This window comes from Bradyrhizobium sp. CCGUVB1N3 (genome assembly GCF_024199925.1).
Taxonomy (GTDB): Bacteria; Pseudomonadota; Alphaproteobacteria; order Rhizobiales; family Xanthobacteraceae; genus Bradyrhizobium.
Genome location: NZ_JANADR010000001.1, coordinates 1,745,426 through 1,772,375, shown reverse-complemented (window position 1 = coordinate 1,772,375; position 26,950 = coordinate 1,745,426). Strand labels below are relative to the sequence as shown.

The 26,950-nt window shown below is 65.6% G+C and carries 18 protein-coding genes, 2 tRNA genes and 1 pseudogene; 6 read left to right on the top strand and 15 right to left on the bottom strand.

The window, feature by feature from the left end; genetic code table 11:
- Positions 1–31: 31 nt before the first annotated feature.
- The 3 genes from lon (at position 32) to NLM33_RS08330 (ending at position 3,061) form a co-directional block, all read left to right on the top strand.
- Positions 32–2,455 (top strand): endopeptidase La, encoded by a 2,424-nt coding sequence (lon, locus tag NLM33_RS08340; RefSeq protein ID WP_254095609.1) that lies wholly within the window; start codon positions 32–34, stop codon positions 2,453–2,455.
- A gap of 60 nt (positions 2,456–2,515) precedes the next feature.
- The gene (locus NLM33_RS08335; RefSeq protein ID WP_254095608.1) at positions 2,516–2,920 is read left to right on the top strand and encodes a GFA family protein; all 405 of its coding nucleotides are present in this window, start codon (positions 2,516–2,518) and stop codon (positions 2,918–2,920) included.
- Positions 2,921–2,984: 64 nt separating this feature from the next.
- Positions 2,985–3,061: transfer RNA gene (locus NLM33_RS08330), tRNA-Val, on the top strand.
- A gap of 137 nt (positions 3,062–3,198) precedes the next feature.
- On the opposite strand, the gene NLM33_RS08325 is transcribed toward NLM33_RS08330, so the two are convergent.
- The gene (locus NLM33_RS08325) at positions 3,199–5,013 is read right to left on the bottom strand and encodes a caspase family protein (protein WP_254095607.1); all 1,815 of its coding nucleotides are present in this window, start codon (positions 5,011–5,013) and stop codon (positions 3,199–3,201) included.
- A 359-nt stretch (positions 5,014–5,372) separates the two neighbouring features.
- On the opposite strand from NLM33_RS08325, the gene NLM33_RS08320 reads away from it, so the two are divergent.
- Positions 5,373–5,567 (top strand): hypothetical protein, encoded by a 195-nt coding sequence (locus NLM33_RS08320; RefSeq protein ID WP_254095606.1) that lies wholly within the window; start codon positions 5,373–5,375, stop codon positions 5,565–5,567.
- A gap of 194 nt (positions 5,568–5,761) precedes the next feature.
- The gene (locus tag NLM33_RS08315; RefSeq protein ID WP_254095605.1) at positions 5,762–6,622 is read left to right on the top strand and encodes a class I SAM-dependent methyltransferase; all 861 of its coding nucleotides are present in this window, start codon (positions 5,762–5,764) and stop codon (positions 6,620–6,622) included.
- Positions 6,623–6,845: 223 nt separating this feature from the next.
- Here NLM33_RS08315 and NLM33_RS08310 read toward each other — a convergent pair whose 3' ends face one another.
- From NLM33_RS08310 to pepT, 11 genes and pseudogenes are all read right to left on the bottom strand, one after another.
- Entirely contained in the window at positions 6,846–7,832 is a 987-nt protein-coding gene (locus tag NLM33_RS08310) for a cation diffusion facilitator family transporter (RefSeq protein WP_254095604.1), read from the bottom strand.
- Positions 7,833–7,834: 2 nt separating this feature from the next.
- Complete coding sequence (locus tag NLM33_RS08305) at positions 7,835–11,053, bottom strand: efflux RND transporter permease subunit (protein WP_254095603.1); 3,219 nt, start codon at positions 11,051–11,053, stop codon at positions 7,835–7,837.
- Positions 11,046–12,026 (bottom strand): divalent metal ion exporter adaptor subunit IhpB, encoded by a 981-nt coding sequence (ihpB, locus tag NLM33_RS08300; RefSeq protein WP_254095602.1) that lies wholly within the window; start codon positions 12,024–12,026, stop codon positions 11,046–11,048. The genes NLM33_RS08305 and ihpB overlap by 8 nt, the downstream gene beginning before the upstream one ends.
- Entirely contained in the window at positions 12,023–13,297 is a 1,275-nt protein-coding gene (ihpA, locus tag NLM33_RS08295) for a divalent metal ion exporter subunit IhpA (protein ID WP_254095601.1), read from the bottom strand. The genes ihpB and ihpA overlap by 4 nt, the downstream gene beginning before the upstream one ends.
- 55 nt (positions 13,298–13,352) lie before the next feature.
- The gene (locus tag NLM33_RS08290; RefSeq protein ID WP_371929921.1) at positions 13,353–13,781 is read right to left on the bottom strand and encodes a hypothetical protein; all 429 of its coding nucleotides are present in this window, start codon (positions 13,779–13,781) and stop codon (positions 13,353–13,355) included.
- A 278-nt stretch (positions 13,782–14,059) separates the two neighbouring features.
- Positions 14,060–17,182 (bottom strand): annotated as a pseudogene (locus NLM33_RS08285) (efflux RND transporter permease subunit); the annotation flags it as partial.
- Positions 17,179–18,603: an efflux RND transporter periplasmic adaptor subunit gene (locus NLM33_RS08280; RefSeq protein WP_254095600.1), complete on the bottom strand. Its 1,425-nt coding sequence runs from the start codon at positions 18,601–18,603 to the stop codon at positions 17,179–17,181. The gene NLM33_RS08280 and the pseudogene NLM33_RS08285, both read right to left, overlap by 4 nt.
- Entirely contained in the window at positions 18,600–19,007 is a 408-nt protein-coding gene (locus NLM33_RS08275; protein ID WP_254095599.1) for a FixH family protein, read from the bottom strand. Before NLM33_RS08275 ends, NLM33_RS08280 begins: the two co-directional genes overlap by 4 nt.
- A gap of 120 nt (positions 19,008–19,127) precedes the next feature.
- Positions 19,128–19,502, bottom strand: a complete 375-nt coding sequence (locus NLM33_RS08270; protein WP_254095598.1) for a hypothetical protein — start codon at positions 19,500–19,502, stop codon at positions 19,128–19,130.
- Positions 19,503–19,548: 46 nt separating this feature from the next.
- Positions 19,549–19,785 carry a hypothetical protein gene (locus NLM33_RS08265; protein WP_254095597.1) on the bottom strand — a complete coding sequence of 79 codons (237 nt, stop codon included), beginning with the start codon at positions 19,783–19,785 and terminating at the stop codon, positions 19,549–19,551.
- A 154-nt stretch (positions 19,786–19,939) separates the two neighbouring features.
- A complete protein-coding gene (gene pepT / locus NLM33_RS08260; protein WP_254095596.1) occupies positions 19,940–21,187 on the bottom strand; it encodes a peptidase T in 1,248 nt (415 codons plus the stop codon).
- Positions 21,188–21,526: 339 nt separating this feature from the next.
- Here pepT and NLM33_RS08255 point away from each other — a divergent pair.
- Positions 21,527–21,603 (top strand) — tRNA-Asp (locus NLM33_RS08255).
- Between the two features lie 449 nt (positions 21,604–22,052).
- On the opposite strand, the gene NLM33_RS08250 is transcribed toward NLM33_RS08255, so the two are convergent.
- The 3 genes from NLM33_RS08250 to NLM33_RS08240 form a co-directional block, all read right to left on the bottom strand.
- Positions 22,053–24,698, bottom strand: coding sequence for an autotransporter domain-containing protein (locus NLM33_RS08250; RefSeq protein WP_254095595.1), 2,646 nt, complete (start codon positions 24,696–24,698; stop codon positions 22,053–22,055).
- 603 nt (positions 24,699–25,301) lie between these two features.
- Entirely contained in the window at positions 25,302–25,505 is a 204-nt protein-coding gene (locus NLM33_RS08245) for a hypothetical protein (RefSeq protein WP_254095594.1), read from the bottom strand.
- A 145-nt stretch (positions 25,506–25,650) separates the two neighbouring features.
- The gene (locus NLM33_RS08240; RefSeq protein ID WP_254095593.1) at positions 25,651–26,946 is read right to left on the bottom strand and encodes an MFS transporter; all 1,296 of its coding nucleotides are present in this window, start codon (positions 26,944–26,946) and stop codon (positions 25,651–25,653) included.
- Between the last annotated feature and the right edge of the window lie 4 nt (positions 26,947–26,950).

The following is a 26,950-nucleotide window of genomic DNA, read 5'->3' as shown; positions in this document are numbered from 1 at the left end:
GTGCAAGGGGGCAAAGCAAAAGGAAAAGGCCATGACTAGTCCCAAACCCCGGCCAACCATCAATCACGGCGAAACGCACGCTTATCCCGTGCTTCCCTTGCGCGACATCGTCGTCTTCCCGCACATGATTGTGCCGCTCTTCGTTGGCCGCGAGAAGTCGATCCGCGCGCTCGAAGAAGTGATGAAGAACGACGCGCTGATCATGCTCGCGACGCAGAAGAACGCGTCCGATGATGATCCGGCGCCCGATGCGATTTACGAGACAGGCACGCTCGCCAGCGTGTTGCAGCTCCTGAAGCTTCCCGACGGCACCGTGAAAGTGCTGGTCGAAGGGCTCGAGCGCGCGCGCGTGGAGAAGTATACCGATCGCGCCGACTATTACGAAGCGACCGCGGTCGCGCTCGCCGACACCGATGCGAAGTCGGTCGAGGCCGAAGCGCTGGCGCGCTCGGTCGTGTCCGACTTCGAGAGCTATGTGAAGCTTAACAAGAAGATCTCGGCGGAGGTCGTCGGTGTCGTGCAGGCGATCACCGATTTCGCCAAGCTCGCCGACACCGTTGCCTCGCATCTCGCCGTCAAGATCGCGGATCGGCAAGGAATCCTGGAGACGCTGTCCGTCACCTCGCGCCTGGAGAAGGTGCTGGGGCTGATGGAGAGCGAGATCTCGGTGCTGCAGGTCGAGAAGCGCATCCGCTCGCGCGTCAAGCGCCAGATGGAGAAGACGCAGCGCGAGTACTATCTCAACGAGCAGATGAAGGCGATTCAGAAGGAGCTCGGCGACGACGATGGTCGCGATGAGCTCGCTGATCTCGAAGAGAAGATCTCGAAGACCAAGCTGTCGAAGGAAGCGCGCGAGAAGGCGCAGCACGAGCTGAAGAAGCTGCGCCAGATGTCGCCGATGTCCGCGGAAGCGACTGTCGTGCGCAACTACCTGGATTGGCTCTTGTCGATTCCGTGGAACAAGAAGTCCAAGGTCAAGAAGGATCTGGAAGCCGCGCAGGCGGTTCTGGATGCCGATCACTACGGGCTCGAGAAGGTCAAGGACCGCATCGTCGAGTATCTTGCGGTGCAGTCGCGCGCCAACAAGCTGACCGGGCCGATCCTGTGCCTGGTCGGGCCTCCCGGCGTCGGCAAGACCTCGCTCGGCAAGTCGATCGCCAAGGCGACGGGGCGCGAATTCGTGCGCGTCTCGCTCGGCGGCGTGCGCGACGAGGCCGAGATCCGCGGTCATCGCCGCACCTATATCGGCTCGATGCCCGGCAAGATCATCCAGTCGATGCGCAAGGCGAAGTCGTCCAATCCGCTGTTCCTCCTGGACGAGATCGACAAGATGGGCGCCGATTTCCGCGGCGATCCGTCCTCGGCGCTGCTCGAGGTCCTGGACCCCGAGCAGAACTCGACCTTCAACGACCACTACCTCGAAGTCGACTACGATCTCTCCAACGTGATGTTCATCACGACCGCGAATACGCTCAATATTCCGGGGCCGCTGATGGACCGCATGGAGATCATCCGGATCGCGGGCTACACCGAGAACGAGAAGGTCGAGATCGCGCGCAAGCACCTGATCCCGAACGCGATCGGCAAGCATGGCCTCGATTCCAAGGAATGGTCGATCGACGACGACGCTTTGTTGCTGATGATCCGCCGCTATACCCGCGAAGCGGGTGTGCGTAATCTTGAGCGTGAGCTGTCGACACTCGCCCGCAAGGCGGTGAAGGAGCTGATGATCTCCAAGAAGAAGTCGGTCAAGGTCACCGAGAAGACTCTGGAAGAGTTCCTCGGCGTGCCGAAGTATCGCTTCGGCGAGATCGAGAGCGAGCCTCAGGTCGGCATCGTCACCGGGCTTGCCTGGACCGACGTCGGCGGCGAGCTGCTGACGATCGAAGGCGTCATGATGCCCGGCAAGGGCAAGATGACGGTCACCGGCAATCTGCGCGACGTGATGAAGGAATCGATCTCGGCGGCAGCGTCCTATGTCCGCTCGCGGGCGATCAACTACGGCATCGAGCCGCCGCAGTTCGACCGGCGCGACATCCACGTGCACGTGCCGGAGGGCGCTACCCCGAAGGACGGCCCGTCCGCAGGCGTGGCGATGGCCACCGCGATCATCTCGGTCATGACCGGCATTCCGGTCCGCCACGATGTCGCGATGACCGGCGAGATCACGCTGCGCGGCCGCGTGCTGCCGATCGGCGGTCTGAAGGAGAAGCTCCTGGCTGCCGCCCGTGGCGGCATCAAGACGGTGCTGATCCCCGAGGACAACGCCAAGGATCTCACGGAGATTTCCGATGCGATCAAGGGCGGCATGGATATCGTCCCGGTCTCGCGGCTCGACGACGTCGTCGCCCGCGCGCTGGTGAAGAAGCCGGTGCCGATCGTCTGGGAAGAAGACACCAAGGTGACGGTGAAGCCGGACGGCGACGAAGCCGCCGGCGGCCTGACCGCTCACTGAGACCTGCCAAGGAAATTAGAACGGCGCCCTCGGGCGCCGTTCTTGTTTTGGGAGCGCGGCATGCAGATCGACGGACAATGCCATTGCGGCCGGGTCAGCTACGCGGCCGAGATCGATCCGGAGGCCGTCTCGGTGTGCCACTGCACCGATTGCCAGGCGCTGACCGGCTCTCCCTTTCGGGTGACCGCGATCTGCTCCGGCCAAACCATCCGCCTGACCGGCGGAAAGCCCAAGGTCTATGGCAAGCGCGGCGACAATGGCCGGATGCGCTTCCAGCACTTTTGTGGCGACTGCGGCTCCCCGCTGTTCACCAGCGGCGAGGGCACCGAGGCCGACGATTGGGGTATCCGCTGGGGCAGCATCCGCCAGCGCGAGGCCCTGCGGCCCAGCCGGCAGATCTGGTGCCAATCGGCGGCGGTGTGGATCGACACGGTGCCGGTCTTGCCGGGGCGGCCCAGAGACTGAACTGATATGCATTGACGTTCGCCCCTTGCCCCTCCGGGGGCCCTGGGGCTAAAGAGGCGGCCAGGGGCGGTTAGCTCAGCTGGTTAGAGCATCTCGTTTACACCGAGAGGGTCCGCGGTTCGAATCCGTGACCGCCCACCAGCCTTCGCTTGCTTCGCGAGCTACGGCTGGGCGAGCCAGCCTCCGAACATCATTGACGCGAAGCGAGCGAAGGCGGGCCTGTCGAGACGAGCTACAGTGCCCGGTCTGCAACAGAATGTTCGCGCCTCGACCGTGGCTCAGTCGCACACTTCCGTTTGTCCCCCTCCCGGATTGGCCTGGCCTCCAGGTCCATACGGCCGGGTAGCAACCCGACAGCCGGGCCTTAGCGGCCGACAGCCTGCATTGTTACAAATCATTTGACCAGATGCAGACGGCTTCGCGGGTGCAGCTTCGATCTGCTTCCGCTCGGCATCGCGCTTCTTGGTATCCTCGCGGGTCGCGACCGGCTTCTTGTCCTGCACCTTCTCGCAGTCATTGTCGTCATTGACGCGATAGCCGGCGCGGCACGTGATCTTCACACAGGCGTCGCCATCCGCCTTGAAGCCGTGGTCGCAAACGAGAGGGCAGACCCGTCCCTGCCTGGCTTTGATCGCGTCGAACGCATCGAAGCTCGCGAGCTTGGCGTCGAACTTCGTTCCCGCATACTTGTTGAACAGCGTCAGCGAGCGTTGCGATGATGCATTCCAGTCGCCATCGGCAGCGGCTGCCAGACAGCCGACGCGCCGCAGTTCGGACTGCACCAGCTTCGCGGTCTCCTGCCGAGACAGGCTCGGCTGCGATGAGGTTGGTGCGACAGCCGCAACTTGCTTGGCGGCGAGCTCGGCAGCAGCCTTGTCATTTGCGGTTTTTTCAGCGAGCGCCTTTTCAGCGGCCTGCTTGTCAGCAAGCGCCTTGGCGACGGCGGCCTCGGCCTCTCTCCGTCGCTGCTCGGCGGCAGTCGCCTTGGCTTCTTCGATCTGTTTGGCCTTCTCTGCGGCGAGCTTAGCATCCTCGGCGGCCTTTGCCGCTGCAGCCGCCTTCTCCTGCTCGGCCTTCTTGGCCCGGTCGGCGATGAGCCGCGCCTTCTCGTCTTCGGCCTGCCGCGCCTTTTCGGCAGCGCCGGCGCGCGTTTCTTCGGCCGCGATCTTGTTCAATTGGCCCTTGGCCAGGTTGGAATAGAAGCCGTCGGGATATTGGCCGAGGAACGCCGTCCAGCCGTCGCGGGTGCCGAGCTGAAGCGCCAGCTCATAGTCCCGGCGCACTGCGTCCTGAGGGTTCGCCTGTGGGCCTGTTGCGACCGGCTTTGCCGCGACCAGCGGCACGTCATCGCCGCCGAGCGAGCCGTAGACATAAGGCTCCTGCTTGTAGCCGGTGTTCTTGAGGACGTCGTCGCGGACGAAGCCGAAGGCCTTGCGCAGATCAAGACCCGGCGAGGGCAGGCGCTCGACGAGGGCTGCGGCAAACGGGCTGTTTTTGGAGTCACCGTCCGAGGCGGTCGAGCCCGCCTTCGCGGCGAAAGCGATCATGGTATTCGGGCTCGTGGGCTCGACCTTGGCAAGGCCGCGCCCGATGGCGCGCGCGGCGATCGTCCGCTTCATGGTCTTGGAGAAGGGATTGTCGCGGCAGGCATCCAGAATGACGAGGCGGAGCTGCTTGGCCGGTTCGACCGCGAACAGGGCACGGTCCAGCGGCAGCGTCTCGTCGAGGACGTCGCTGTCCGTCTCGAGGGTCGCATCCGTTGGGATCAGGTAATTCGTTCCGTCCAGCTCGATGCCGTGACCGGCGTAGTAGACGACCGCCACCTCGGCCTCGCGAGCCTTGCCGCCAAAGTCGCGCAGCGCCCTGCGCATCTCGGCGGCATTGAGATCGAGCTTGATATCGACCAGCTCGAACCCGGCCTTCTTGAACATGTCGCCGACCAGGGTGGCATCGTTTACCGGGTTGGTGAGCCTGGGGGCGCTCTTGTAGGCGGAATTGCCGATCACCAGGGCGACACGCTTCTCGGCCTGAGCTGAGCCAGAACCAAGCCAGGTCGCAAAAACCAACAAAACAAAAAGCCGAAGCGCGCCCATTCCAGCCCCAAAACGCAATAAGAATAGATTATTCGGAGCATGGCATTAACAAAAGCCCCATTTGTGACTGACGTCACGTCCATCAGCGCGCCGGCGGGCCAACGCAATTTCGGTAAATGCGCAAAGGAGGGGGCCAATGCGGTCGCCGCTGGACCTTGCTTGTCTGCCTGCCGGGCTCGCTTGCTGATGGCGCGACGAGTCGGCCGCGACCGGTTGGCACCCCCCTTATCCCCGTTTCTCTAGGCACCCGACGCCCAGAAAGGGCCCCCGACGGGTCCAAAATTGCCTCCGTTCGGTCATCTTTTCGATCCCCGCCCGAACCACGGTTCCAACTCCTGTCGTCAGCGTGGAGTATCGCCGTGATCAGTGATCTTCGCACGAAGTTGGAACGGTACGAGTCCAAAGCCGCCCATTGCATGAAGGCAGCGCAGGAAGCGCGCGACGAGGCTGGGAAGGCTTTCTATGAGGAGCTTGCTCGCTACTATGACGAGCTGGCAGCGGACTTTCGCCGCGTCCTTGCGAAGCGAACCGGAGCCTCGCTGGCGGCCGAATGACGTTGCCTCGCGCATTGGCGTAGCTCAGCTCAGCGGCTAGGTCCTCTCACCGTCCGTCGATCTCGGACGCCGCGCAGCGCGGCGAGAACTCAAACGTGTCTCGCCGACGAGTCGACAGAGCAGGCAGCCGCAGTTGACGGCGTCTCTGCATTTCGGCATCGGGGTCTTTCGACCGAGTTGCCAGAGGGGCCCCCATGGTACAGCCAAGCGGACACGAAGAGAACGCCGACCAGATTGCCTATTGGAATGGGCCCGGCGGCCAGAAATGGGCCGATCGTCACGCGGCACAGGAGATCCTGCTCGGACCGATCGCGGACGTCCTGATCGATCGCGCCAAGCCGAAGCCGGGTGAGCGCCTGCTCGATATCGGCTGCGGCTCGGGTGCGACCACTGTTGCATTCGCCAAGGCAGTGGCGCCTGACGGATTTGCGCTCGGGCTCGACGTGTCCGACCCGATGCTGTCGCAGGCCCGCGCACTTTCGCCAAAGAACCTGCCGCTCGATTTCGTGCTGGCGGATGCGACGGTCTATCCCTTCGAGCCCCAAAGCTTCGATCTGCTCGCCTCGCGTTTCGGCGTGATGTTTTTCGCCGACCCGGTTGCGTCCTTCACCAACCTGCGTCGCGCGCTGAAACCTTCGGGGCGGCTCGCCTTCATCTGCTGGCGCGAGCCGCGCGAAAATCCCTGGATGATGACGCCGCTGATGGCGGTCTATAAACATGTGCCCAAGATGCCGCCGGTCGGGCCGGAAGATCCCGGTCCGTTCGCCTTTGCGTCGGAAGAGCGCGTGACGCGCATCCTGAGAGGCGCCGGCTTCGCGGACGTGGCGATGGAGCCCCATAACCTTCCGATGGATATCGCGATCGGTGGCGGCCTGGACGCGGCCGTCGACGGCTCTGTTCAAATCGGCCCCGCCAGCCGCGCGCTGCAAGGCCATCCGCCGGAGACCTACGAGGCCGCCAAAGGCTCGATCCGCGAAGCGCTGGCTCCGTTCGTCAAGGGGCCGTCGGTGGTGCTGCAAGGTGCGATCTGGATCGTGACGGCGAAGGCGGCGTAGCCTCGCGCTCCTTCAGACGTTGTCACGAACGAGTTGGAAGCATCGTGCCACAAACTCGGTGTCGTCCCGGCGGAGGCCGGGACCCATAACCACAGGGAGGAGTTGTGGCGCGAGATGGTGGTTACCGGTCTTCGCCAAATTTGATCCTGGGGGTATGGGTCCCGGATCGGCCCTTCGCTTGTCCGGGACGACGTCTTGAAATTGAGGCGACCGCACAATCTCCTCACACCACATCATCGGGCGCGAGCGCGCAGCCGTTGTCCTGGCCGGTCTCGATCTGGATCGTCGTGTGGCCGATCCGGTGGGAGGTTTTAAGGAGCTGCGCGGTCTCCATCAGGAAGGCGTCGCCGGGGTGACCGCCCAGCATGACGAGGTGACACGTCAGCGCCGTTTCGGTGGTGCTGATCGGCCAGACGTGCAGATCGTGAATATCGGAGACGCCGGGCCGCTGGATCAGCAAGGTCTTGATGGCGTCGAGGTCGGTGCCGCGCGGCGCGGCGGCCATCGACATGTCGATGGAGCTGCGGAGCAGGCCCGTCGTGCTCCAGAGGATGACGGCGCAGATCAGAAGGCTCGCGACTGGATCGAGCCAGAGCCAGCCGGTCCACATGATCAGCGCCGCGGAGATGACCACGCCGAGCGAGACCGCCGCGTCTCCCGCCATGTGCAGGAACGCACCCTGGATGTTGATGTCGTCCTTGCGTCCGCGCGCGAACAGCATCGCGGTCGCGCCGTTGATGAGGATGCCGATGCCGGCGACGATCATCACCGTGACGCCGGCGATCGGCTCGGGCTCGCGCAGGCGCAGGATCGCCTCCCAGCCGATCGCACCGGTTGCGACCAGGAGGAAGACGGCGTTCCCCAATGCGGCCAGAATGGTCGAGGCGCGAAAGCCGTAGGTGAAGCGGCCCGTGGGCGCGCGCCTCGCCGCGACCGATGCTCCCCAGGCCATGACGAGGCCGAGCACGTCGCTCAGATTGTGGCTGGCGTCGGCGAGCAGGGCGGTGGAATTGGCGAGGTAGCCGTAAACGCCTTGCGCGACGACGAGCGCAGTATTCAGTGAGATGCCGATCGCAAATGCCCTGCCAAAACTTGCGGGCGCGTGGACATGCGCACCGTGGCCATGACCGTGGCTATGACCATGGTCGTGCCCGACATGGTCGTGGTGGTCATGATGATGATGACCGGCATGGTCGTCGTGCTTGTCCACGTCTACCGCTCCCCGGAATCGGCGCACGCCAGATCAGAACCCATTGTAGGCGTTTCGCGGCCGTGGTCACGACGGAACAGCACGTAGAGGGCGGGCAGGACCAGCAGCGTCAGCACGGTCGAGGAGATGATGCCGCCGATCACGACGGTGGCCAGCGGCCGCTGCACCTCGGCGCCGGCGCCGGTCGCAAGCGCCATCGGCACGAAGCCGAGGGAAGCGACCAGCGCGGTCATCAGCACCGGGCGCAGGCGCGTCAGGGAGCCTTCGCCGACGGCCTCGACGAGGGGCTTGCCCTCGCTCCGCAGTCGCTCGATGAAGGCGATGATGACGAGGCCGTTGAGCACGGCGACGCCGGACAGGGCGATGAAGCCGACGCCGGCGCTGATCGACAGCGGGATGCCGCGCAGCAGCAGCGCCGCGATGCCGCCGGTGAGCGCCAGTGGCACGCCGCTGAACACCAAGAGCGCATCCGCCGCCGACCCCATGCTCATGAACAGCAGGAGAAAGACGAGCAGCAGCGCCACCGGCACGACGATGGTCAGCCGCTTGGTGGCCGAGACCAGCTGCTCGAACTGGCCGCCCCAGCCGATCCAGTAGCCGGGCGGCAGCTTGACCTTCTGCGCTACCGCCTCCTGGGCCTCGGTGACGTAGGAGCGCAGGTCCCGCCCACGCACATTGGCCGTGACCACGATCCGACGCTTGCCGTTCTCGCGGCTGATCTGGTTGGGGCCGGGAGCGACCTCGACGGACGCGATGGCCGACAGCGGAACGTAGCGCGGGGCCGTACTCGGTGCGGCCGACAAGGCGGTTCTGGTGACCGTCGCCGCATTCTCGCCGGGCGGCAGCGGTACGGGGAGCGACTTGATGGCGTCAGGACTGGCGCGCAGCTCCTCCGGCAGGCGTACGACGATATCGAAGCGGCGGTCGCCTTCGAACAGCTTTCCGGTGGGTTTTCCTCCGATCGCGATCTCGATCAGGTTCTGAACCTCTCCGACGCTGAGACCGTAACGCGACAGCGCCTGGCGGTCGAGCTTCACGGTGAGGATCGGCAGGCCTGCGATTTGTTCGGTCTTGACGTCGGCGGCGCCGTCGATGCCGCGGATGACAGCATTGACCTGCTGCGCGACGCCGAGCAGAACGTCGAGATCGTCGCCGAAGATCTTGACGCCGACGTCGCTACGGATGCCCGCGACGAGCTCGTTGAAGCGCATCTGGATCGGCTGCGACATGCCGTAGGTCGTACCGGGCAGGGTGTTGGCCGCGCGCTCGATATCCTCGACGACCTCGTCCTTGGCCTTGCCGGGGTCGGGCCATTCGTTGCGCGGCTTGAGCGTGACATAGGTGTCGGCGACGTTCGGCGGCATGGGATCGTTGGCAATCTCCGCGGTGCCGATCCTGGAGAAGATCGTCGCCACCTCGGGCACCTGCTTGACGGCGTTCTCAAGCCGGAGCTGCATCTCGACGCTCTGCGTGAGGCTCGTTCCGGGAATCCGGACGGTCTCGATAATGGCGTCGCCCTCATCGAGGCTCGGGATGAACTCGCCGCCCATGCGCGTTGCCGCCGTGACGCTGGCGGCGACGATCAGAACGGCGCCGAACGCCACGCTCTTGCGATAGCGGATGGAACGCTCCAGCAGGGGCACGTAGACCCGCCTGGCGGCGCGCATGAAGATGTTTTCCGTCTCCGAAACCTTGCCACTGACCAGAATCGCGATCGCAGCCGGAACGAAGGTCACGGACAGAAGAGCAGCCCCCGCCAGCGCCATCAGCACCGTCAGCGCCATAGGCGTGAACATCTTGCCCTCGGTGCCCGTCAGCGTCAGGACGGGTAGATAGACGACGGCGATGATCAGCGTGCCGAACAGGCTCGGCTGGATCACTTCGCTGGCACCCGCGCGGATCGTCTCCATCCTCTCATCGAGCGTGAGCAGGCGGCCGCGCCGGTGCTGCGCTTCGGCGAGCAGGCGCAGGCAGTTCTCGACGATGATCACGGCGCCGTCGACGATGATGCCGAAATCGATCGCGCCAAGGCTCATCAGGTTGGCGCTGACCTTGCTCTCGACCATGCCTGATATCGTGATCAGCATGGAGAGCGGGATGACGCAGGCCGTGATCAGCGCGGCGCGGATATTGCCGAGGATCAGGAACAGGACCACGATGACCAGTGCGGCGCCTTCGAGGAGATTCTTCGCGACGGTCGCGATGGTCGCCTCCACCAGATGGGTGCGGTCATAGACCGCGCGTGTGACCACGCCGTCGGGAAGGGATTTGGAGATGTCCTGCAATTTGGCCGAGACTCTCTGTGCCACGCTGCGGCTGTTCTCGCCGATCAGCAGCATCGCGGTGCCGAGCACGGTTTCCTTGCCATTGGTCGACGCTGCGCCCGTGCGCAGCTCGTGACCCTCCTTCACGTCGGCGACGTCGCGGATGCGCACCGGCACGCCGCCGCGCGAGCCGACCACGATGTCCTTGATCTCGTCGATGCTCGCGACCTGGCCGGGTGCCCGGACGAGATATTGCTCGCCGTTTCGCTCGATATAGCCGGCCCCGACATTGGCGTTGTTGGCGGCAAGCGCCGTCATGATATCGCGGAAGCCGAGCTTGTAGGCCATGAGCCGGCCGGGGAACGGCAGCACGTGGAATTGGCGCTCGTAGCCGCCGATCGAGTTGACCTCGATCACACCGGGAACGGTGCGCAGTTGCGGCTTGATGATCCAGTCCTGAATGGTCCGTAGCTCGGTCGGCGTGAAGTCGTTGCCGCCGGGCGCCTTGGCGCCGGGTTTGGCCTCGACGGCGTAGGTGTAGATCTCGCCGAGCCCCGTCGAGATCGGCCCCATCGCGACCTCGACGCCGGTCGGCAGTTGATCGCGCACCTGCTGGATGCGCTCGTTCACGAGCTGGCGGGCGAAGTAGATGTCGGTGCCGTCCTGGAACACGACGGTGACCTGGCTCAGGCCGTAGCGCGAGATCGAGCGCGTATAGTCGAGCCTGGGCAGACCGCCCATCGCCGTCTCGATCGGGAACGTGATGCGCTGCTCGGATTCGAGCGGCGACAGGCCCGGCGCACGCGTGTTGATCTGCACCTGCACGTTGGTGACATCGGGCACCGCGTCGATCGGGAGCCGCGTGAAGTTCCAGGCGCCGAATGCGGCGGCCGCGAGCACGACGAGGACGACCAGCCAGCGCTGGCGAATGGAGAAGGCGAGAACGGCCTCAATCATGATCGGCGTCTCCCTTGCCCATCTCCGCCTTCACGACGAAGCTGTTCTCGGCGACGTAACGCTCACCGGCGGATAGCCCGGCCTTGATCTCGACATGGCGCGGATCGGACTCGCCGAGCTCGACCGGGCGGGCCTCGATCTTGTCGCCGTCCTCGCGGACGAACACGATGGTCCGGTTCTCCAGCGTCTGGATGGCGCTGGTCCGCACCGCGACCGCAACGTTGCGCGCGGCAAGGATCAACTTCGCGGTGACGAAGAGACCCGGGCGGAGGCGCCCGTCGGCGTTCTGCAGCACGACGCGCGCCAGCGCGGTCTGGGTCTCGCTGACGCCGACCGGGGCCAGATAGGAGATCGCGCCCTTGATCTCGCTGCGGCCGTCGTCGGGATCGATCAGCACCTCGTCGCCGAGACGCACGCGCTTGATGTCCTGGCGATAGATCGACAGGTCGACCCAGATGGTGGAAAGGTCTGCGACGACGAAGGCCGGCTTCTGCTCGGAGGCATATTCGCCGAGCGAGATCTGTCGGTCGATGATGGTGCCGCCGATCGGCGCCTTGAGGTCGTAGGCCGTCAGACTCTGGTTGCTTTCGATCGACGCCAGGAGGTCGTCCTTGGCGACGGTGTCGCCGATCCGCTTGCGGATCGACTTGACGATACCGGGGAAGCGCGGCGTCACCTGCACCACGGCCTCCTGGTTGGCGCGCAGCACGCCGTTGAAGGAGAGCGTGTCGGTCAGCGTCGCGCTTGCGGCTTCCGCGAGCGTCACGCCGGCGGCGGCGAGCTTGACGTCGGAGATCCTGATGCGGTCGGCGCCGTGCTCGTCCTGCTCGACATGCGCGTTCGGCGGCTTCTCCGGCTTCTTGTCCTGGGTCTGGCTCGTGGTCTCGACCTTGGCCGGTGCCAGCATCGCATAGCCGTAGGCGCCGAGCGCGGCGGTGACGAGGGCCACGATGACGGTGGAGGAGGTCTTCATCTTGCGCTCTCCCGGGCGAGCGTGAACGGATTGCCGACGAGGCCTTCGATGGTGGCGACCGCGGCATGGAAGTTCTGTTGCGCCTCCTGCTCGCGCAGCCGCGCCTGCGTGACGCTCGCCTGCGCATCGAGCACTTCGAGCAGCGTGAAGCGGCCCTGGCCGTAGCCTTGGGAAATGGCTTCCGCCGCTTCCTGCGCCTTGGGGATTGCTGTCTCGCGCAGCACGGCGAGCTCGCGCAGCGAACCCTGCAGCGAGTCATAGGCGCGGCCTGCAACCACGATCAGCGCGTTGCGATTGGCTTCGCGCTCGGCCTTTGTCTTGGCGAGACTTTCCTGCGCCGAGAGGACGTTGCCCTGGTTCTGGTCGAATACGGGGATCGGGACCGAGACTGTGAGGCGCACCGCGTCGTCATTGGTCTCGTTGAAATGACGCCAGCCGGCAGCAATCCGCACGTCCGGATAGGGTTTTAAGCGCGCCAGAAGCAGCTCGGCGTTGCGCTGCGCAAAGACTGCGGTCCAGCGCACCAGTTGCGGATTGGCATCGATGGCGGCGACGACCGACTGGAACGTGGGTGGTCGGCCGGTGGGGTCAAGCCGTCCGGAGACGTCGGCGAATTTCGGCGTGGGATCGCCCATCAGCACGGCGAGCTCGCGCCGGGCGCTCGCAAGCGTCGCCTTGAAGCGCTCGCGGTCGGCCTTCACCAGCGCGGAGGCGACCTCGGCCCGGCCGGTCTCTGCGGGCGAAGAGGCGCCGGCCTCGACACGGCGGCGGAGCAAGGGTGTCAGGCGATCGATCGCAGCAACCTGCTCGTCCAGGATCTGGATGCGGCGCTGCGCGCCGAGCACGCTGAGGAATGCGATCGCGGTCTCCGAGAGCACCTCGAGCCTGACAGCCTTGCGCTGGATTGCGGCCGCTTCGATGCCGGCGCTACCCGCGGCGATCCGTGCCTCGCGTTTGCCGAACAGCTCGAAGGCCTGGCTGATCTGGAGCGTGGTCTCGGCCGATTTCGTGCCGCGATAGATGCCGGAGCCGAAGGAATTGTCCTGCTCATAGGACAGCTCCGGATTGAGCAGCGCGCCGGCCTGGATGCGCTGGCCCGTGGCGATGCCGACATCGCGCTCGGCGGCCGTCAGCCGCGGGCTGGCAGCGAGCGCGCGCGTCAGCGCAGCGCGCATGGTCAGGGTCTGGGCCTGCGCGGCCAGCATGAGCGGCCCGCCGATGAGAATCGCCATCGCGCACGCCAAGCGCGCGGCAGTTCGCCTGCAAGACATGGAAATGACCTGTGAAGGGAAGGGCATGGGCGCGCATGGCGCCCGGCTGATCCGTTCAGGTCAGGCGTTTGGGGGGCGGGGAGTCCGTGTCGGGCACGACGCCCAAGAACGCCGGCTCGCGATGCGCGCCCGGCGCCGACACAAGCGCGATCGATGTCTTCGATTGCGCCTGCTGCGCCACCGTCACCGAGAAGCAGCCATGGCAGTGATGGCCGGCGAGAGCCTTGTGGTCGGCGTGTCCCGCGGAAGTATCGAGGACCGATGCGATTTCCGAATGGCCGGACGGATTGGTCACATCGAGGTCGTGCAGGCCGTGCAACGTTCCGGACAGCAAATAGACGGTCGCGACGAGCAGCGCAAAGAGCCCGCGCCAATTGCTCAGGTCGAAAACTCTCTTTGGCCGGCGGATCACGGGCACGACGTCACTCTGGTTGCGTACCGGCCTGCCTAGCATGGCAACCGGAAGGGTGTCGATGTGCAACATTGTTACGCTTGTGGAACGACCGTTGAAGCGAGCGGGACTTTCGGACCCTGCGCCTGGAGGTGTCAATCGTCATTGCGGCCGTAGTAGCTCTTGATCAGCCGGTACTGGCCGCCCTTTGTGACGTAATCCTGATGCAGGCAACCTGCGCCGCTGCAGAACGCTCCGCCGTTGTCGCAGTGGAGATGCTCGAAATGCAGCCTGATGATGCGTGAGTTGTCCAGGTAGGTAACAGGCTCTCGCTTCGTTTCCACCTCGGCGCGGACCTGCGGCGGGTGGCAGCCATGGTCGTCCGAAGGAAGGCCGATACCCTTCACCAGGGCGAAGATCGCGGGGATCACGATCAGCGTCAGCAGTGTTGACGAGATCATGCCGCCGATCATGGGCACCGCGATGCGCTGCATGATCTCGGATCCTGTACCGGTGCTCCACATGATCGGCAAAAGGCCTGCCATGATCGCGACCACCGTCATCATCTTCGGGCGGACGCGCTCGACGGCGCCTTCCATGATGGCCTCATGGAGATCTCTGCGGGTCGGGGCGCTGCCGGTGAGGGTGCAGCGCGCTTTGGTCTCCGCGAGCGCGTGGTTGAGATAGATCAGCATCACGACCCCGGTCTCGGCTGCCACGCCCGCCAGCGCAATGAAGCCGACGGCGACCGCGACGGAGAGGTTGAAGCCGAGCCACCACATCAGCCAGAGGCCGCCGACCAGGGCGAACGGCAGCGAGAGCATGACGATCATGGCCTCGGTGACCGAGCGGAAGTTGAGATAGAGCAGGAGGAAGATGATCAGTAGCGTCGCCGGCACCACGATCTTGAGCCGCGCAGCGGCCCGCTCCAGATATTCGTACTGCCCGCTCCAGACCACGTAATAGTCCGGCGGAAACTGGATGTTCGCCTGCACCGCGCGCTGCGCGTCGGTGACGTAGCCGCCGAGGTCGCGGTCGCGGATGTCGACATAGATGTAGGTGGCGAGCTGCCCGTTCTCGGTCCGGATCGAGGTCGGCCCGCGCGCCGGCGTGACGCTGGCGACCGCGCCGAGCGGGACGGCGCCGCCGGCCGGCATTGGCACCAGGATGTCGCTGGCGATTGCCTTGGGATTGTCGCGCAGGTCGCGCGGATAGCGCATGTTGACGGTGAAGCGCTGCCGGCCTTCCACCGTCGTGGTCACGGCCTGGCCGCCGAGCGCGGTGGCGATCGTGTCCTGCACGTCCTGCACCACGATGCCGTAGCGCGACAGCGCCTCGCGGTTCGGTGTGATCTCGAGGTAGTAGCCGCCGAGGCTGCGCTCGGCATAGGCCGAGGAGGTGCCGGGGACGGCCTTGAGCACCTGCTCGATCTGCCTCGCGAGCTTGTCGATCCCGGCAAGATCGGTGCCGATCACCTTGACGCCAACAGGCGTGCGGATGCCGGTCGAGAGCATGTCGATGCGCGCCTTGATCGGCATGGTCCAGGCGTTGGACACGCCGGGAAACTGGAGCGCCTTGTCCATCTCGGCGATCAGGCCGTCGACCGTCACGCCGGCGCGCCACTGCTCCTTCGGCTTGAGGTTGACCACCGTTTCGAACATCTCCGACGGCGCCGGATCGGTCGCGGTGGCCGCGCGGCCGGCCTTGCCATAGACGGAGGCGACCTCGGGGAACGAGCGGATGATGCGGTCCTGGGTCTGCATCAGCTCGGCCGCCTTGGTCACGGAAATGCCGGGCAGCGTGGTCGGCATGTAGAGCAGGGTGCCCTCGTTGAGGTTCGGCATGAACTCGGTGCCGAGCTGCTGCGCCGGCCAGATCGAGGCGGCGAGCGCGCCGAGCGCGAGCAGGATCACCACGATCTTGGCGCGCAGCACGCCAGCGATCACCGGGCGATAGATAAAGATCAGGAAGCGGTTGAGCGGATTGTTGTGCTCCGGGATGATTTTGCCACGGACGAAGATCACCATCAGCGCCGGCACCAGCGTGACCGACAGCAGCGCGGCGGCCGCCATCGCAAATGTCTTGGTGAAGGCGAGCGGGCCGAACAGCCGGCCTTCCTGCGATTCCAGGGTGAAGATCGGCATGAACGACACGGTGATGATCAGGAGGCTGAAGAACAGCGCAGGGCCGACCTCTGCGGCGGCCCCGATCAGGATCGCGACGCGCGAACGGCCGGGCTCGGCGCGCTCGAGATGCTTATGCGCGTTCTCGATCATGACGATCGCCGCGTCGATCATGGCGCCGATTGCAATCGCGATGCCGCCCAGACTCATAATGTTGGAGCCGATCCCGAGCAGCTTCATCGCGCCAAAGGCCATCAGGACGCCGACCGGCAGCATCAGGATGGCGACGAGCGCGCTGCGGACATGCAGCAGGAACACGACGCACACCAGCGCGACGACGATGCTTTCCTCGACCAGCGTATGCCTGAGCGTATCGATCGCTGCGTAGATGAGGTTCGAACGGTCGTAGACCGGGACGATCTCGATCGATTTCGGCAGGCCGGTCGCGATCTCCTTGAACCGCTTCTTGACGTTCTCGATGACGTCGAGCGCGTTCATGCCGAAGCGCTGGAGCACGATGCCGCTCGCGACCTCACCCTCGCCATTGAGCTCGGCGATGCCGCGCCGCTCGTCGGGTCCGAGCTCGACACGAGCGACGTCGCGCAGCTTGACCGGCGTTCCGTTGTCGGTCTTCAGCACGATGTTGCCGATGTCGTCGACGCTCCTGAGATAACCCTTGCCGCGGATGACATATTCAAACTCGGAGAGCTCGACGGTGCGACCCCCAACGTCTGCATTACTGGCACGAATGGCCTCGCGCATCTTCTGCATGGTGATGCCGAGGTCGCGCATGCGCTGCGGGTCGAGGATGACATTGTACTGCTTGACGAAGCCGCCGACGCTGGCGACCTCCGCGACGCCCTCGGCCTTGGCGAGCGCGAATTTCAGGTTCCAGTCCTGGATCGTCCGGGTCTCCGCGAGATTCAACTCTTTGGACATCACGACGTATTGGTAGACCCAACCGACACCGGTGGCGTCCGGGCCGATCGTCGGCGTGACGCCGGCGGGCAACCGTGAGGCTGCGCCGTTGAGGAATTCGAGCACCCGCGAACGCGCCCAGTAGATGTCGGTGCCATCCTCGAAGATGACATAGACGAAGGAGACGCCGAAGAAGGAGAAGCCGCGCACCACCTTCGACTTCGGCACCGTCAGCATCGCGGTGGTGAGGGGATAGGTGACCTGGTCCTCGATCACCTGCGGGGCCTGGCCGGGATATTCGGTGTAGACGATCACCTGGGTGTCGGAGAGGTCGGGAATGGCGTCCAGCGGCAGGTGGAGCAGCGCATAGAGGCCGGCGGCGGCGGCAAAGCCGGCGCCGAACAGCACCAGGAGCAGGTTGCGCGCCGACCAGGCGATGACGCGCGCGATCATGGCTTGCCTCCCGTAGCCTTGTCGCCGTCGGCAAATCCCTTCAGCGCCGCCTTCAAATTGCTCTCGGCGTCGATCAGGAAGTTGGCGGAGGTGACGATCGCCTCGCCCACGGCGAGCCCGTCGCGGATTTCGACATAACCCTCGCCGCGCCGTCCGAGCTTGACCTCGCGCGGTTCGAAGCGGCCCTGTCCCTTGTCGACCAGAACGGCCTGCCGGCTGCCGGTGTCGAGCACCGCGCTCTCGGCCACTGCGAGCACCGGCACCGGAGTGCCGGTGTCGATCTCGGCATCGACATACATGTCGGGAAGCAGCGCGAGATCGGCATTGGACAGCTCGATCCGCACCCGCGCGGTGCGCGTCTCCTTGTTCACCTGCGGATAGATCACGCCGATGTGGCCGTTGAACTCCCGGCCGGGATAGCTGCGGGCCCGCACCGACACGGATTGGCCGACCTTGATGCCGCCGAGGTCGCGCTCGGCGACGTCGACATTTGCCCACACCAGCGAGATATCGGCGATGCGGAACAGCACGTCGCCGGGCTGGGCGCGCATGCCCTCGATGGCGTTGCGCTGGAGCACGATGCCGTCGCGCGGCGACGACCACACGATAGTGATCGGCACCGAATGATTTTTCTCCATCTCGGCGATGACGGGCTCGGGCACGTCGAGATTGACCAGCCGCTGCCGCGAGCCGCGGCCATAAGGCTCGATGCCGGCCGTGGTCTTCGAGGTGATGGTTGCGAGATATTCGGCGGCCGCGGAGGCGACCGCGGAGCTGTAGACCTCCATCAGCGGCTGGCCCTTCGCCACGCGGCTGCCGGTGGTCACGTCGGCGACCTTCTGCACGAAACTCTCGGCGCGCATCGCGACCACTGAGATCCGCCGCTCATCGAGCTGGATGGTGCCGGGGGCGCGCACCAGCGTCCTGATCCGGCGCAATTCAGCGGGCTCGGATTTCACGCCGGTGCGCTGGATCTTGCCGGGCGACAGCCTGACCGAGTCGTCGTCGCTGTCGTCACCCTCGTAGACGGGGATGTAATCCATCCCCATCGAATCCTTCTTCGGCGCCGGCGAGGTGTCGGGCAGACCCATCGGGTTGCGATAATATTTGATCTTGCGATCGCCCTTGGTGTCGGCCGGCGCTGTGCCGGCCGGCTGGTCGGGCTCGTCGAAGCTGATGTCTTCGCTCGCCTGCACGGCGCGATAGTCGCGGCCGTCGGCCGTTTTCTTTGGCCTCAGCGAGTAGTACGGCTTGCCGTCCGGATCGCGGAAATAGATCGGCGTGCCCGTATCCGCAGCGTTTGCGGTAGATACGAGGCGGTCGACATCGGGCCGCGGTCGCAAGCCGCCACCGGCGAACAGCACGACACCTGCCGCTGCGAGAATCGCAGCGGCAGTGCCCATGGGGGCGAGGCGGGTCATTGCTCGGCCGTGACGACGAGCTTGTTTTCGACCGTGCCGGTCTCGCCCTGCACCTTGGCGCCGAGCGAGAGCTGCCAGCGCCCGGCCATGCCGAAATTGGCCTTGAACCGGTAGGTCCCGGGCTCCGTGCCCGGCATCGACGTGACCTTGGTGACCATCTCCTGCATGCCGTCCGGGGCCATGTCGAGCCGGCTGGCGAAGATCACCGCGTCAGGCACCGCCTTGCCGGTGGTCTTGTCGACCAGCCGCACCGTGACGATGCGATCGGCGCCGGCCTTGACGGTCGGCTGAACGAGCTGGAATTCGTAGTTCTTGATTTCGGCATGAGCCGGCAGGGCCAACCCTGCGAAGGCAGCACCGATCAGTGCGGCCATGGCGGCGCGCGCGACGTTGAAGGTCGTCATGATTTCAATTCCTCGATAGGTCTGATGGAGCCGCCGGCACAAGATGCAACACGGCGGCATGCAACGATGCGCGCGCCGCTGGGCGGCGACACGTCATCGGTCCGGCGCGTCAAGCGCCGATCAGACGAGTCGAGGGGGGTGGTCAGGTGGCTTCGCGGCCAGCCCGTCGCGCAGGAGATCATCGTGCGGCGCAAGCGCGCTCCGCCGCGGATTGCGCTCGATCAGCGAACCCGCTCCGGAAGGCGCGGGGAGCGAGAGGTTCAGCATGCACAGCGCCACGAACGGACAGCCGTCGCAGGTCTTGCTCTTGGTCTCGTCCGGACAGCAGGGCATGTCATCGGACACGGCCTGCACATCATCCGGCGCCACCTGCAATATCTTGCCGGCGTCGCCGGAGATCGGCATCGCAGAAACAGGCGCAGCCAGCGGTGCGAGCAGGAGCCCGACCGCGACCAGCAGCATGACCAGAGCGTGGGCAAGCCGTTTCAGGTGCATATCCAATTGTCGCATGCCGTCACGGAACCCGCAAACGGGCCCGACATCACGATTTTGCCAGACGTTCAGGCGGGCCGGCCACGTGTTGCGCAGCCCGGGCATCGTGCGGGATAGAATGGCCATCACCCGCTTCAACCGTCACCGAGACGCGACGGCTCGCTTCCATCGCCCGTTCCAGCCATTTGATGGCTTCGTCGATCCATTGGTCGTGGCGCTCGGGATCGGCGAGCGCCTTTTCCCGGAAAGCGTTCGCCTGGTTCAGGCAGGCCGTTCTGTGATCCACGCGGCTCTCCCGATTCGGAGGCTCCGCCCCGGTCGCATCTTTGATGATCTCGAGATTGGCGTCGTTAACATAGGACAGGCGATGCGGCGCAAAAACGGAGGGTCGAGGGCATCGCCGGGACGAGCCCAGCCACGACGTTGGCCTTTGGGAAATCCTACGCCCGCTCTTCCCAGATCATCGCGAGATGCACGATGGTCTGCACCGCCTTTTCCATGTCCTGCCGGCTGACCCATTCCAACCGCGAGTGAAACGCGTGCTCGCCGGCAAAGATGTTGGGGCAGGGCAGGCCCATGAAGGAGAGGCGTGAGCCGTCGGTGCCGCCGCGGATCGCGGTGCGCATCGGGCGCAGCCCAGCGCGGCGGATCGCTTCGATGGCGTATTCGAGGATGTGCGGGTGACGGTCGATCACCTGCTTCATGTTGCGGTACTGCTCGCGCACCTCGAACTTGTAGGTCGAGCGCGGATAGTCCTTCATCACGTCCTTGACGATGCCCTCGAGCAGCGCCTCCTTCTCCTTCAGGCCTTCCTCGGTGAAGTCGCGCACGATGAAGGACAGCGTCGCCTGCTCCAGCGCGCCGGAGATGCCGATCGGATGCAGAAAGCCCTGCTTGCCCGAGGTGGTCTCCGGCGAGCAGCCTTCCTTCGGCAGGCGCTCGACGATGGCGGCTGCGATCTTGATCGCGTGCTCCATCTTGCCCTTGGCATAGCCGGGATGGGCGCTGACGCCCTGGATGATGATGGTGGCCCCGTCGGCCGAGAAGGTCTCGTCCTCGACGCTGCCGGCGCTCTCGCCGTCCATGGTGTAGCCGAAATCGGCGCCGAGCTTCTTGATGTCGACATTGTCGACACCGCGGCCGATCTCTTCATCGGGCGTGAACAGGATCTTGATGGTGCCGTGCTTCACGTCCGGGTTGTTGATGAAGAAATGCGCGGCGTCCATGATCTCGGCGACGCCGGCCTTGTTGTCGGCGCCCAGCAGAGTCGTGCCGTCGGTCGTGACGATGTCGTTGCCGATCTGGTTCTTGAGCGCGGGATGCTCGGCGAAGCGGATCACCTGGGTGGGGTCGGCTGACAGCGTAATGTCGCCGCCGCGATAATTCTTCACGATCTGCGGCTTGACGTCCTTGCCCGAGCAGTCGGGTGAGGTGTCCATGTGCGAGCAGAAGCAGATCACCGGCACTTTCTTGTCGGTGTTGGACGGGATCGTCGCGTAGACATAGCCGTAGTCGTCGAGATGGGCATCTTCCACGCCCATGTCCCTGAGCTCGGTGACGAGCACGCGGCCGAGATCCTTCTGCTTCTCGGTCGAGGGTGATGTGGGGGATTCGGGATCGGACTGGGTGTCGATGGTGACGTAGCGCAGGAAGCGCTCGGTCACGGTGTGGGTGAAGGTGAGGGACATTTCTTCTCGTAACCGCCAAGGTCGGGTGAGCGGGCGGTATACCAGAAAAGCGTCATTCCGGGGGGCCGCATGTTGCCGCGCAACGAGGCGTGATCAGGCTTAACGAAGCGTAAGCCTGAATAAGCGTCGGCCAGTTCCCTGAAAGGGCGGGCGGCGGCTTCCGGCGCCGGGGCCTCCGGGCAGCAGACGATTCGGGACCTGACGGGCCAGCCATCCGGGGCTGGATTTCGGCGAAGTCTGGCTGAAACGCCCGATGTTTACGGGAGAGGCGCAACGTCCTTGACTTCACCAGACCGCACCTTTAAGTCCCCCCTCGTTCCGCATGGCTTTGCCCAGCACGCGGGAGTAGCTCAGTTGGTTAGAGCGCCGGCCTGTCACGCCGGAGGTCGCGGGTTCGAGCCCCGTCTCTCGCGCCAGTCTTTTCAATGACTTGGCTCAAGAACTCCATCCCCTGTTCCAAGTCGGCAACCCCGCGCATTCCAACTTTTTGCCCGTCGGATTGTCGTTTGTTGAGCGTTTTGCGCCCCTTGAGACGCGCATCGTCTGCGCCCCGGACCATTTCCTGGACGACAGGCACATAGGTCGCTTCGAGATGCTTGGCGGAGGCGATGGAGTTGGCCATCTTGGCCGATAGGTGGGCTGGGTTGACGCCGCCGACAACCGCTTCGACGGCACCGGAGCGGCGGAGATCGGCGATGGTGCGCTCATCGTCGGGAAAGGCCTCCGCCCGGATGACCCGAAAATCTTTGCTCAGAATGTCCTTGCGGTAAGGCCAAGCTGCGCATTTTCTTCGTCGGCTGCCAGAAGGCTCGTTTGCGCTTCACCACGTAGTGGCGCGATCGCTCGGGGAACTCTGCTGAACCTTCTACCAGTTCACCCGCACGGTCCCTGTCCCGGCATAGGTCTGCGCCTTGCCGGCGAATTCGCCGTCGAACTTGCCGAGCAGGCTGATCCCCTTCGCGAGCCTGAGCTCGGCGCCGGCGGAGACCAGCGCCACATCCTTGGCCGGCGTTGCGCCGTTGACGAGGAAGCCGGTAGCGGGCAGCGCCTGGAAGGCGGCGGCGAGCGTCGGATTGCTGATCCAGTCATGGGCCCAGGCGAGGCGGCCGCGGAAGGTCAGCACCGCATCCGACGCAACCAGGGCCACGTGATCGAAGCGCGCGCCGAGCTCACTGCGGGTGTCGCTGGCGGTCCGTCCATTGTAGGTCAGGCCAAAGCCGCCGCCGGTGAGATCGGTTTCACTGTAGGTCGGCGTGCGGAAGCTCTGCGCCTGCAGCGCGGCGTAGGGCGTGACGCCAAAGCTGCCAACGCCATAGCGATAGCCGCCCTCGATGCGGCCGCCAAAGCTCTCGCCGTTGAAGCTGGCGGTGAGATGGTCGCCGAACGCGGCAAAGCGGTCGGTGGACATCCAGTGATTGCCGCCGCCGAACGAGGCCGCGACATAGGCGGCACCGGACCGGATGGCGCCGTAGACGCCGCCGGCGAAGGTGTCGCTCTTGCCGCTGCCGAAGCCTTGCGCCAGATCCCACTTGGTGCCGCCGCCGGCGAGCGAAAAGCCGACCACGGCATCGCGGCTGACGCGGTAGTCGAGCCCGGCCGCGACGCCGCCGGCGCGGGCGGTGAGGTCGTGGCTGCCGACGGTGGCATCGCCCTTGGTGCTGTTATAGCCGCCGAACCCGCTCGCCCATGCGGTCCAGCGCTGCTCGAACGCGACAGGGGGAGGGGCCTTGGCGACCGGCGCCTTCATCACGCGCGCGTAGGCAAGCCCGATGTCCTCCGGCAACGCCGCGCGCTCCGGCGCAAAGCCGAGTGCGCCGCCCGCACCGGGCGCCCCGCCGCGCCCATCGGCGAAGGGATCAATCATCAGCCCCAGGAACTGGCCCATGAACTGGAACGCGCCCTGCTGCGCGCCGGTGCCCGCTTCACCCGAGAGCTGCGTCAGCGCGTTGGAGAGGTTGCCGCCGGTGAGACCGAACACGCCGACAAAATTCGGCGGCAGCGCGCCGCCATTGTTGAAGAAGGTGTTGATCGCGCCGGCGACGTTCTGCTGGTTGCCGTTCAGGCCTGCACCCTGGCCGAGCGTGGCGGTCAGGTTCAGGAACACATCGGTCGTGGTGGTGCTCAGGCTTTCGCTGAAGCCGGCGGGCACGTTGCCGCTGACGCCGGTGAAGCTGCCGGTGATGCCGCCGCTCGCGTGCAGGATGTCGTAGCTCTTGCCCACATAGCTGCCGGCGGCGAACACCGTCTGCACACTGCCGCCGGTGAGATTTGCGGTGCCGGTGACGGCGCTCGATGCGGTCGTTGGATTGACCTGCACCAGGTAGAGCGCGCCGGACTGGAAGGCGAGATTGCCGGATATCGTCATGGTGCTGCCTGGCGTGCCGGGGGCAAACGTGCCGCCGCTCGCCACCGTGACGCTGCCCACTGTGCCGGTGCCGCCGAGCGTGCCGCCGGTGTTCACCGTCATGCTCGCGCTGCTCATGGTGCCGTTGACCAGCAGCGTGCCGGCGTCGATCGCCCAGGGCTGCGCCGCGGCATTGGTGCCGGTCAGTGTCCAGGTGCTGCTGCCGCTCTTCTCGAACACGCCGAAGCCCTGGTACTGCGCGGTCGCGCCGATCTGCGAGACGTCGAAGCTCGCATTCGTCGTGCCGCCGAGCCGCAGCGTGTCGGCGGCGCTGGAGGCGACGACGTTGCCGGTGATGGCTGAACCGGCCCACAATTCCAGCACGTTGGTACCGCCGGTGAAGGTGATGGCGTTGGCACGGGTCACTCCGTCGCCCGCGAGCCCGCCGATGATGTTGCCGCTGTTGATGATGGTGAGGCCAGCCCCCACGATGCCGGCGCCGCCCGCACCAGCCGTTCCGTTTGTGGCGCCGGCTGTTCCCGCGCCCGCGGCACCGCCATTGCCGCCACTGATGGTGCCGAAATTAACCAGGCTGGCGCTGCCGGTGAAATCGACGCCGATGCCGCCGCTGCCGCCATTGCCGCTGACGCCGCCGCTGCCGAACCCGACGCCGCCGGCGCCACCGCGGCCTCCGGCGACGGTGCCGCTGTTGGAATAGGCAAGGCCGCTGCCATTGACCACGACCCCATAGCCGCCGGCGCCGCCGCCGCCGCCGCCGGCGCTGCCGGTATCGTTACCGCCATTGCCACCATTGCCGCCGGTCACCGTGGCCGAATTGGTTGTCGTTGTGGTGACGACCGCGCCATGGGCACCGCCGCCGCCTCCGCCGCCGCCGACATTGAAGACGACGCTAGTGCTCCCGTCGGCGCCGTTGGCGCCAGCGCTCGCGCCGCCCGCACCACCGCTCGCCGTGAAGCCGCCTTGCCCCTCTCCTGTGCCGCCGCCGCCGCCTGCCACGCCGGCGCCACCGCCGCCGCCGCCGCCGGCAAAGCCGAACGTCCCGTCACCGCCCGTCCCGCCGAGACCAGTTGCAGAATCGGTGCCGCCCGTTCCGCCCGGATAGCCGACGCCGATGCCACCGGAGCCGCCATCCGCCAGCGCGGGCATGGCGAGCGCGCCCATAGCGATCAAAGATACGGTCGCGAGAAGGAAGGCCCGCCTGCGACGTGCGTTATGAAACCCGATCAAACTCGCCATCCCCCGGCGGCTCTGCGCCGCAGCCCCTGCAAAAATCAAAAAAATATCCATCCGCAACGCCGGCAACCGCGGAGTCGCTGGTGGGAACCTACTCGGGAACCCAGCCCGCCAGCAACGTTTCGAAACGATCGCCCCCGTATCAGTCCGCCGCTGTTGCAGAATTGCTACGACGCAGACGCGCGATCTGCGGTGACGTTCTGAAACACCGGAGTGCAGAAGCCGTCCCGTGCTCCAAGTTCTGGGACTGGATCTAGGCGCCTCGCCGATGCCGAAGGGCCCGGCGCACGCGTTCCAACTTTTCGCTCTTGGAGAGGGTCTTTGCCCCTGACAAAGTTGGAACGCGCGTTGATTTGGCTGGATTTTCCAACGGCCTGTCACGCCGGAGGTCGCGGGTTCGAGCCCCGTCTCTCGCGCCATTGAATCAATGGCTTAGCCTGGAATTCTCGCAGATCGCCGCAAACGAAAAGCCGCCCGGAGGCGGCCTTGGTCTGTCCGAAATGGTCCGTTTCGGCCTTAGCGGATTTCCGACGTGCCCGAGCTGGTCACGACCACCGGCTTGCCGGCCTTCATGACATGGTTGGTCTGAGCGGTCTGGCTGAGGTCGACACCGGTGCGTGCCGCGATCCCGAAGGCAGCCACTGCGATGCCGGCCACCAGCGCCACCACCACGATCTTCAGGTGCGTCGCACGATCAGCAGAGTGAATGGAGTGGTTCATCTAGGCCTCCCGACCGGCTTTGCCGCCCGTCTGTTGGCCCTTCTTCTAGGGACGATCTGTTTCCGGATGGTTTCGCGCCTTGCGCAAAATGGTTTCATCTAGCGGGCGGCTTGGTTTCGCCCGACAACTCGCCCGGAGGGCCATTTCAGGCCGCCGCCCGGGCGATATCGGTCCGGATCGTGCGGGCAGCCCAGACGAAGAGCAGGGCGCCCACGGTGGTCGTGACCGCTGCAGACAGCAGGGAGTACCGGACGGCGTCCGCGCCGAAGCCGCCCTTCAGCGCGTCGTTGATCATGCCGACGATGAGCGGGCCGAGCCCCTGGCCGAAGCAGGTCGCGGTCAGCGCGATGAGGGCGGAGGCGAGCGCGCGCATGCTGGGCTTTGCCACCGTCTGCGCGATCGCAAAGATCGGTCCAAGATGGAAGCCGACCAGGAACGAGGTCAGCGCCAGCATCGCCACCATGGTCGCGAAATCCTGCGTCAGCATGCACAGCGCGAACACGGGGCCGGCGAGGCACGAGGTGATCGCGGGCGGCCACAGCTTCCAGCGGTCGTCGCGGCGGCTCACCTGCGCCACCACGAAGCCGCCGAGCAGGGTGCCCGCCATCCCGGCGAGCCCCTTGAAGGTCCCTGCATAGGTTCCGATCTCCGCGCTCGACAGATGGTGCACGCGCGCCAGGAAGGGCGGGATCCACGCCGCGGTCGCGTAGTTCGTATAGGTGGTGAGGCAGAAGCCGATCAGCACGATGATGAAGCTCTGCTGGGAGGCGAGGAAGCGCAGCGTCGGCCCGAGCGGCTCGGGCGAGAACGTCTCCTGCATGGCGCCGCGCTTCGGCTCGGAGATCGTCAGCCACAGCACGGCGGCGAGCAGGATGCCGGGCAGGCCCGCGACGTAGAAGGCCATCCGCCAGCCATAGTGCTGGTTGACATAGCCACCGACGAAATATCCGAGGAACACGCCGAGATAGGTGCCGATGGCGTAGATGCCGAGCGCGCGCGGCCGCTCGTTCTTGGCAAAGAGATCGGCGACGATCGATTGCGAGGCCGGCGAGCCCGCGGATTCGCCGATGCCGACCCCAATTCTGGCAAGCGCCAGCGAGGTCACGCTCGTGGCCATGCCGCACAGCGCCGTCATCGCGCTCCAGAACGCGAAGGCGAGCGCGACGATGTTGCGCCGGCTCAGCCGGTCGGCCATGCGGGCGATGGGAATGCCGAGCAGCGAATAGAACAGCGCGAAGCCGAAGCCGGCCAAGAGGCCCATCATGGTGTCGCTGAGCTGAAACTCCTTCTTGATCGGCTCGATCAGGACGTTGAAGATGGTGCGATCGAGGAAGTTCAGCGCGTAGATAATAGTGAGCAGCCCGAGCACGTAGTAGCGCCGTGCGGACGGCTTTGCGGCCGCGGCCGCCTGCGTCGGCACGTCTGACGTCACATCGACCATCGCT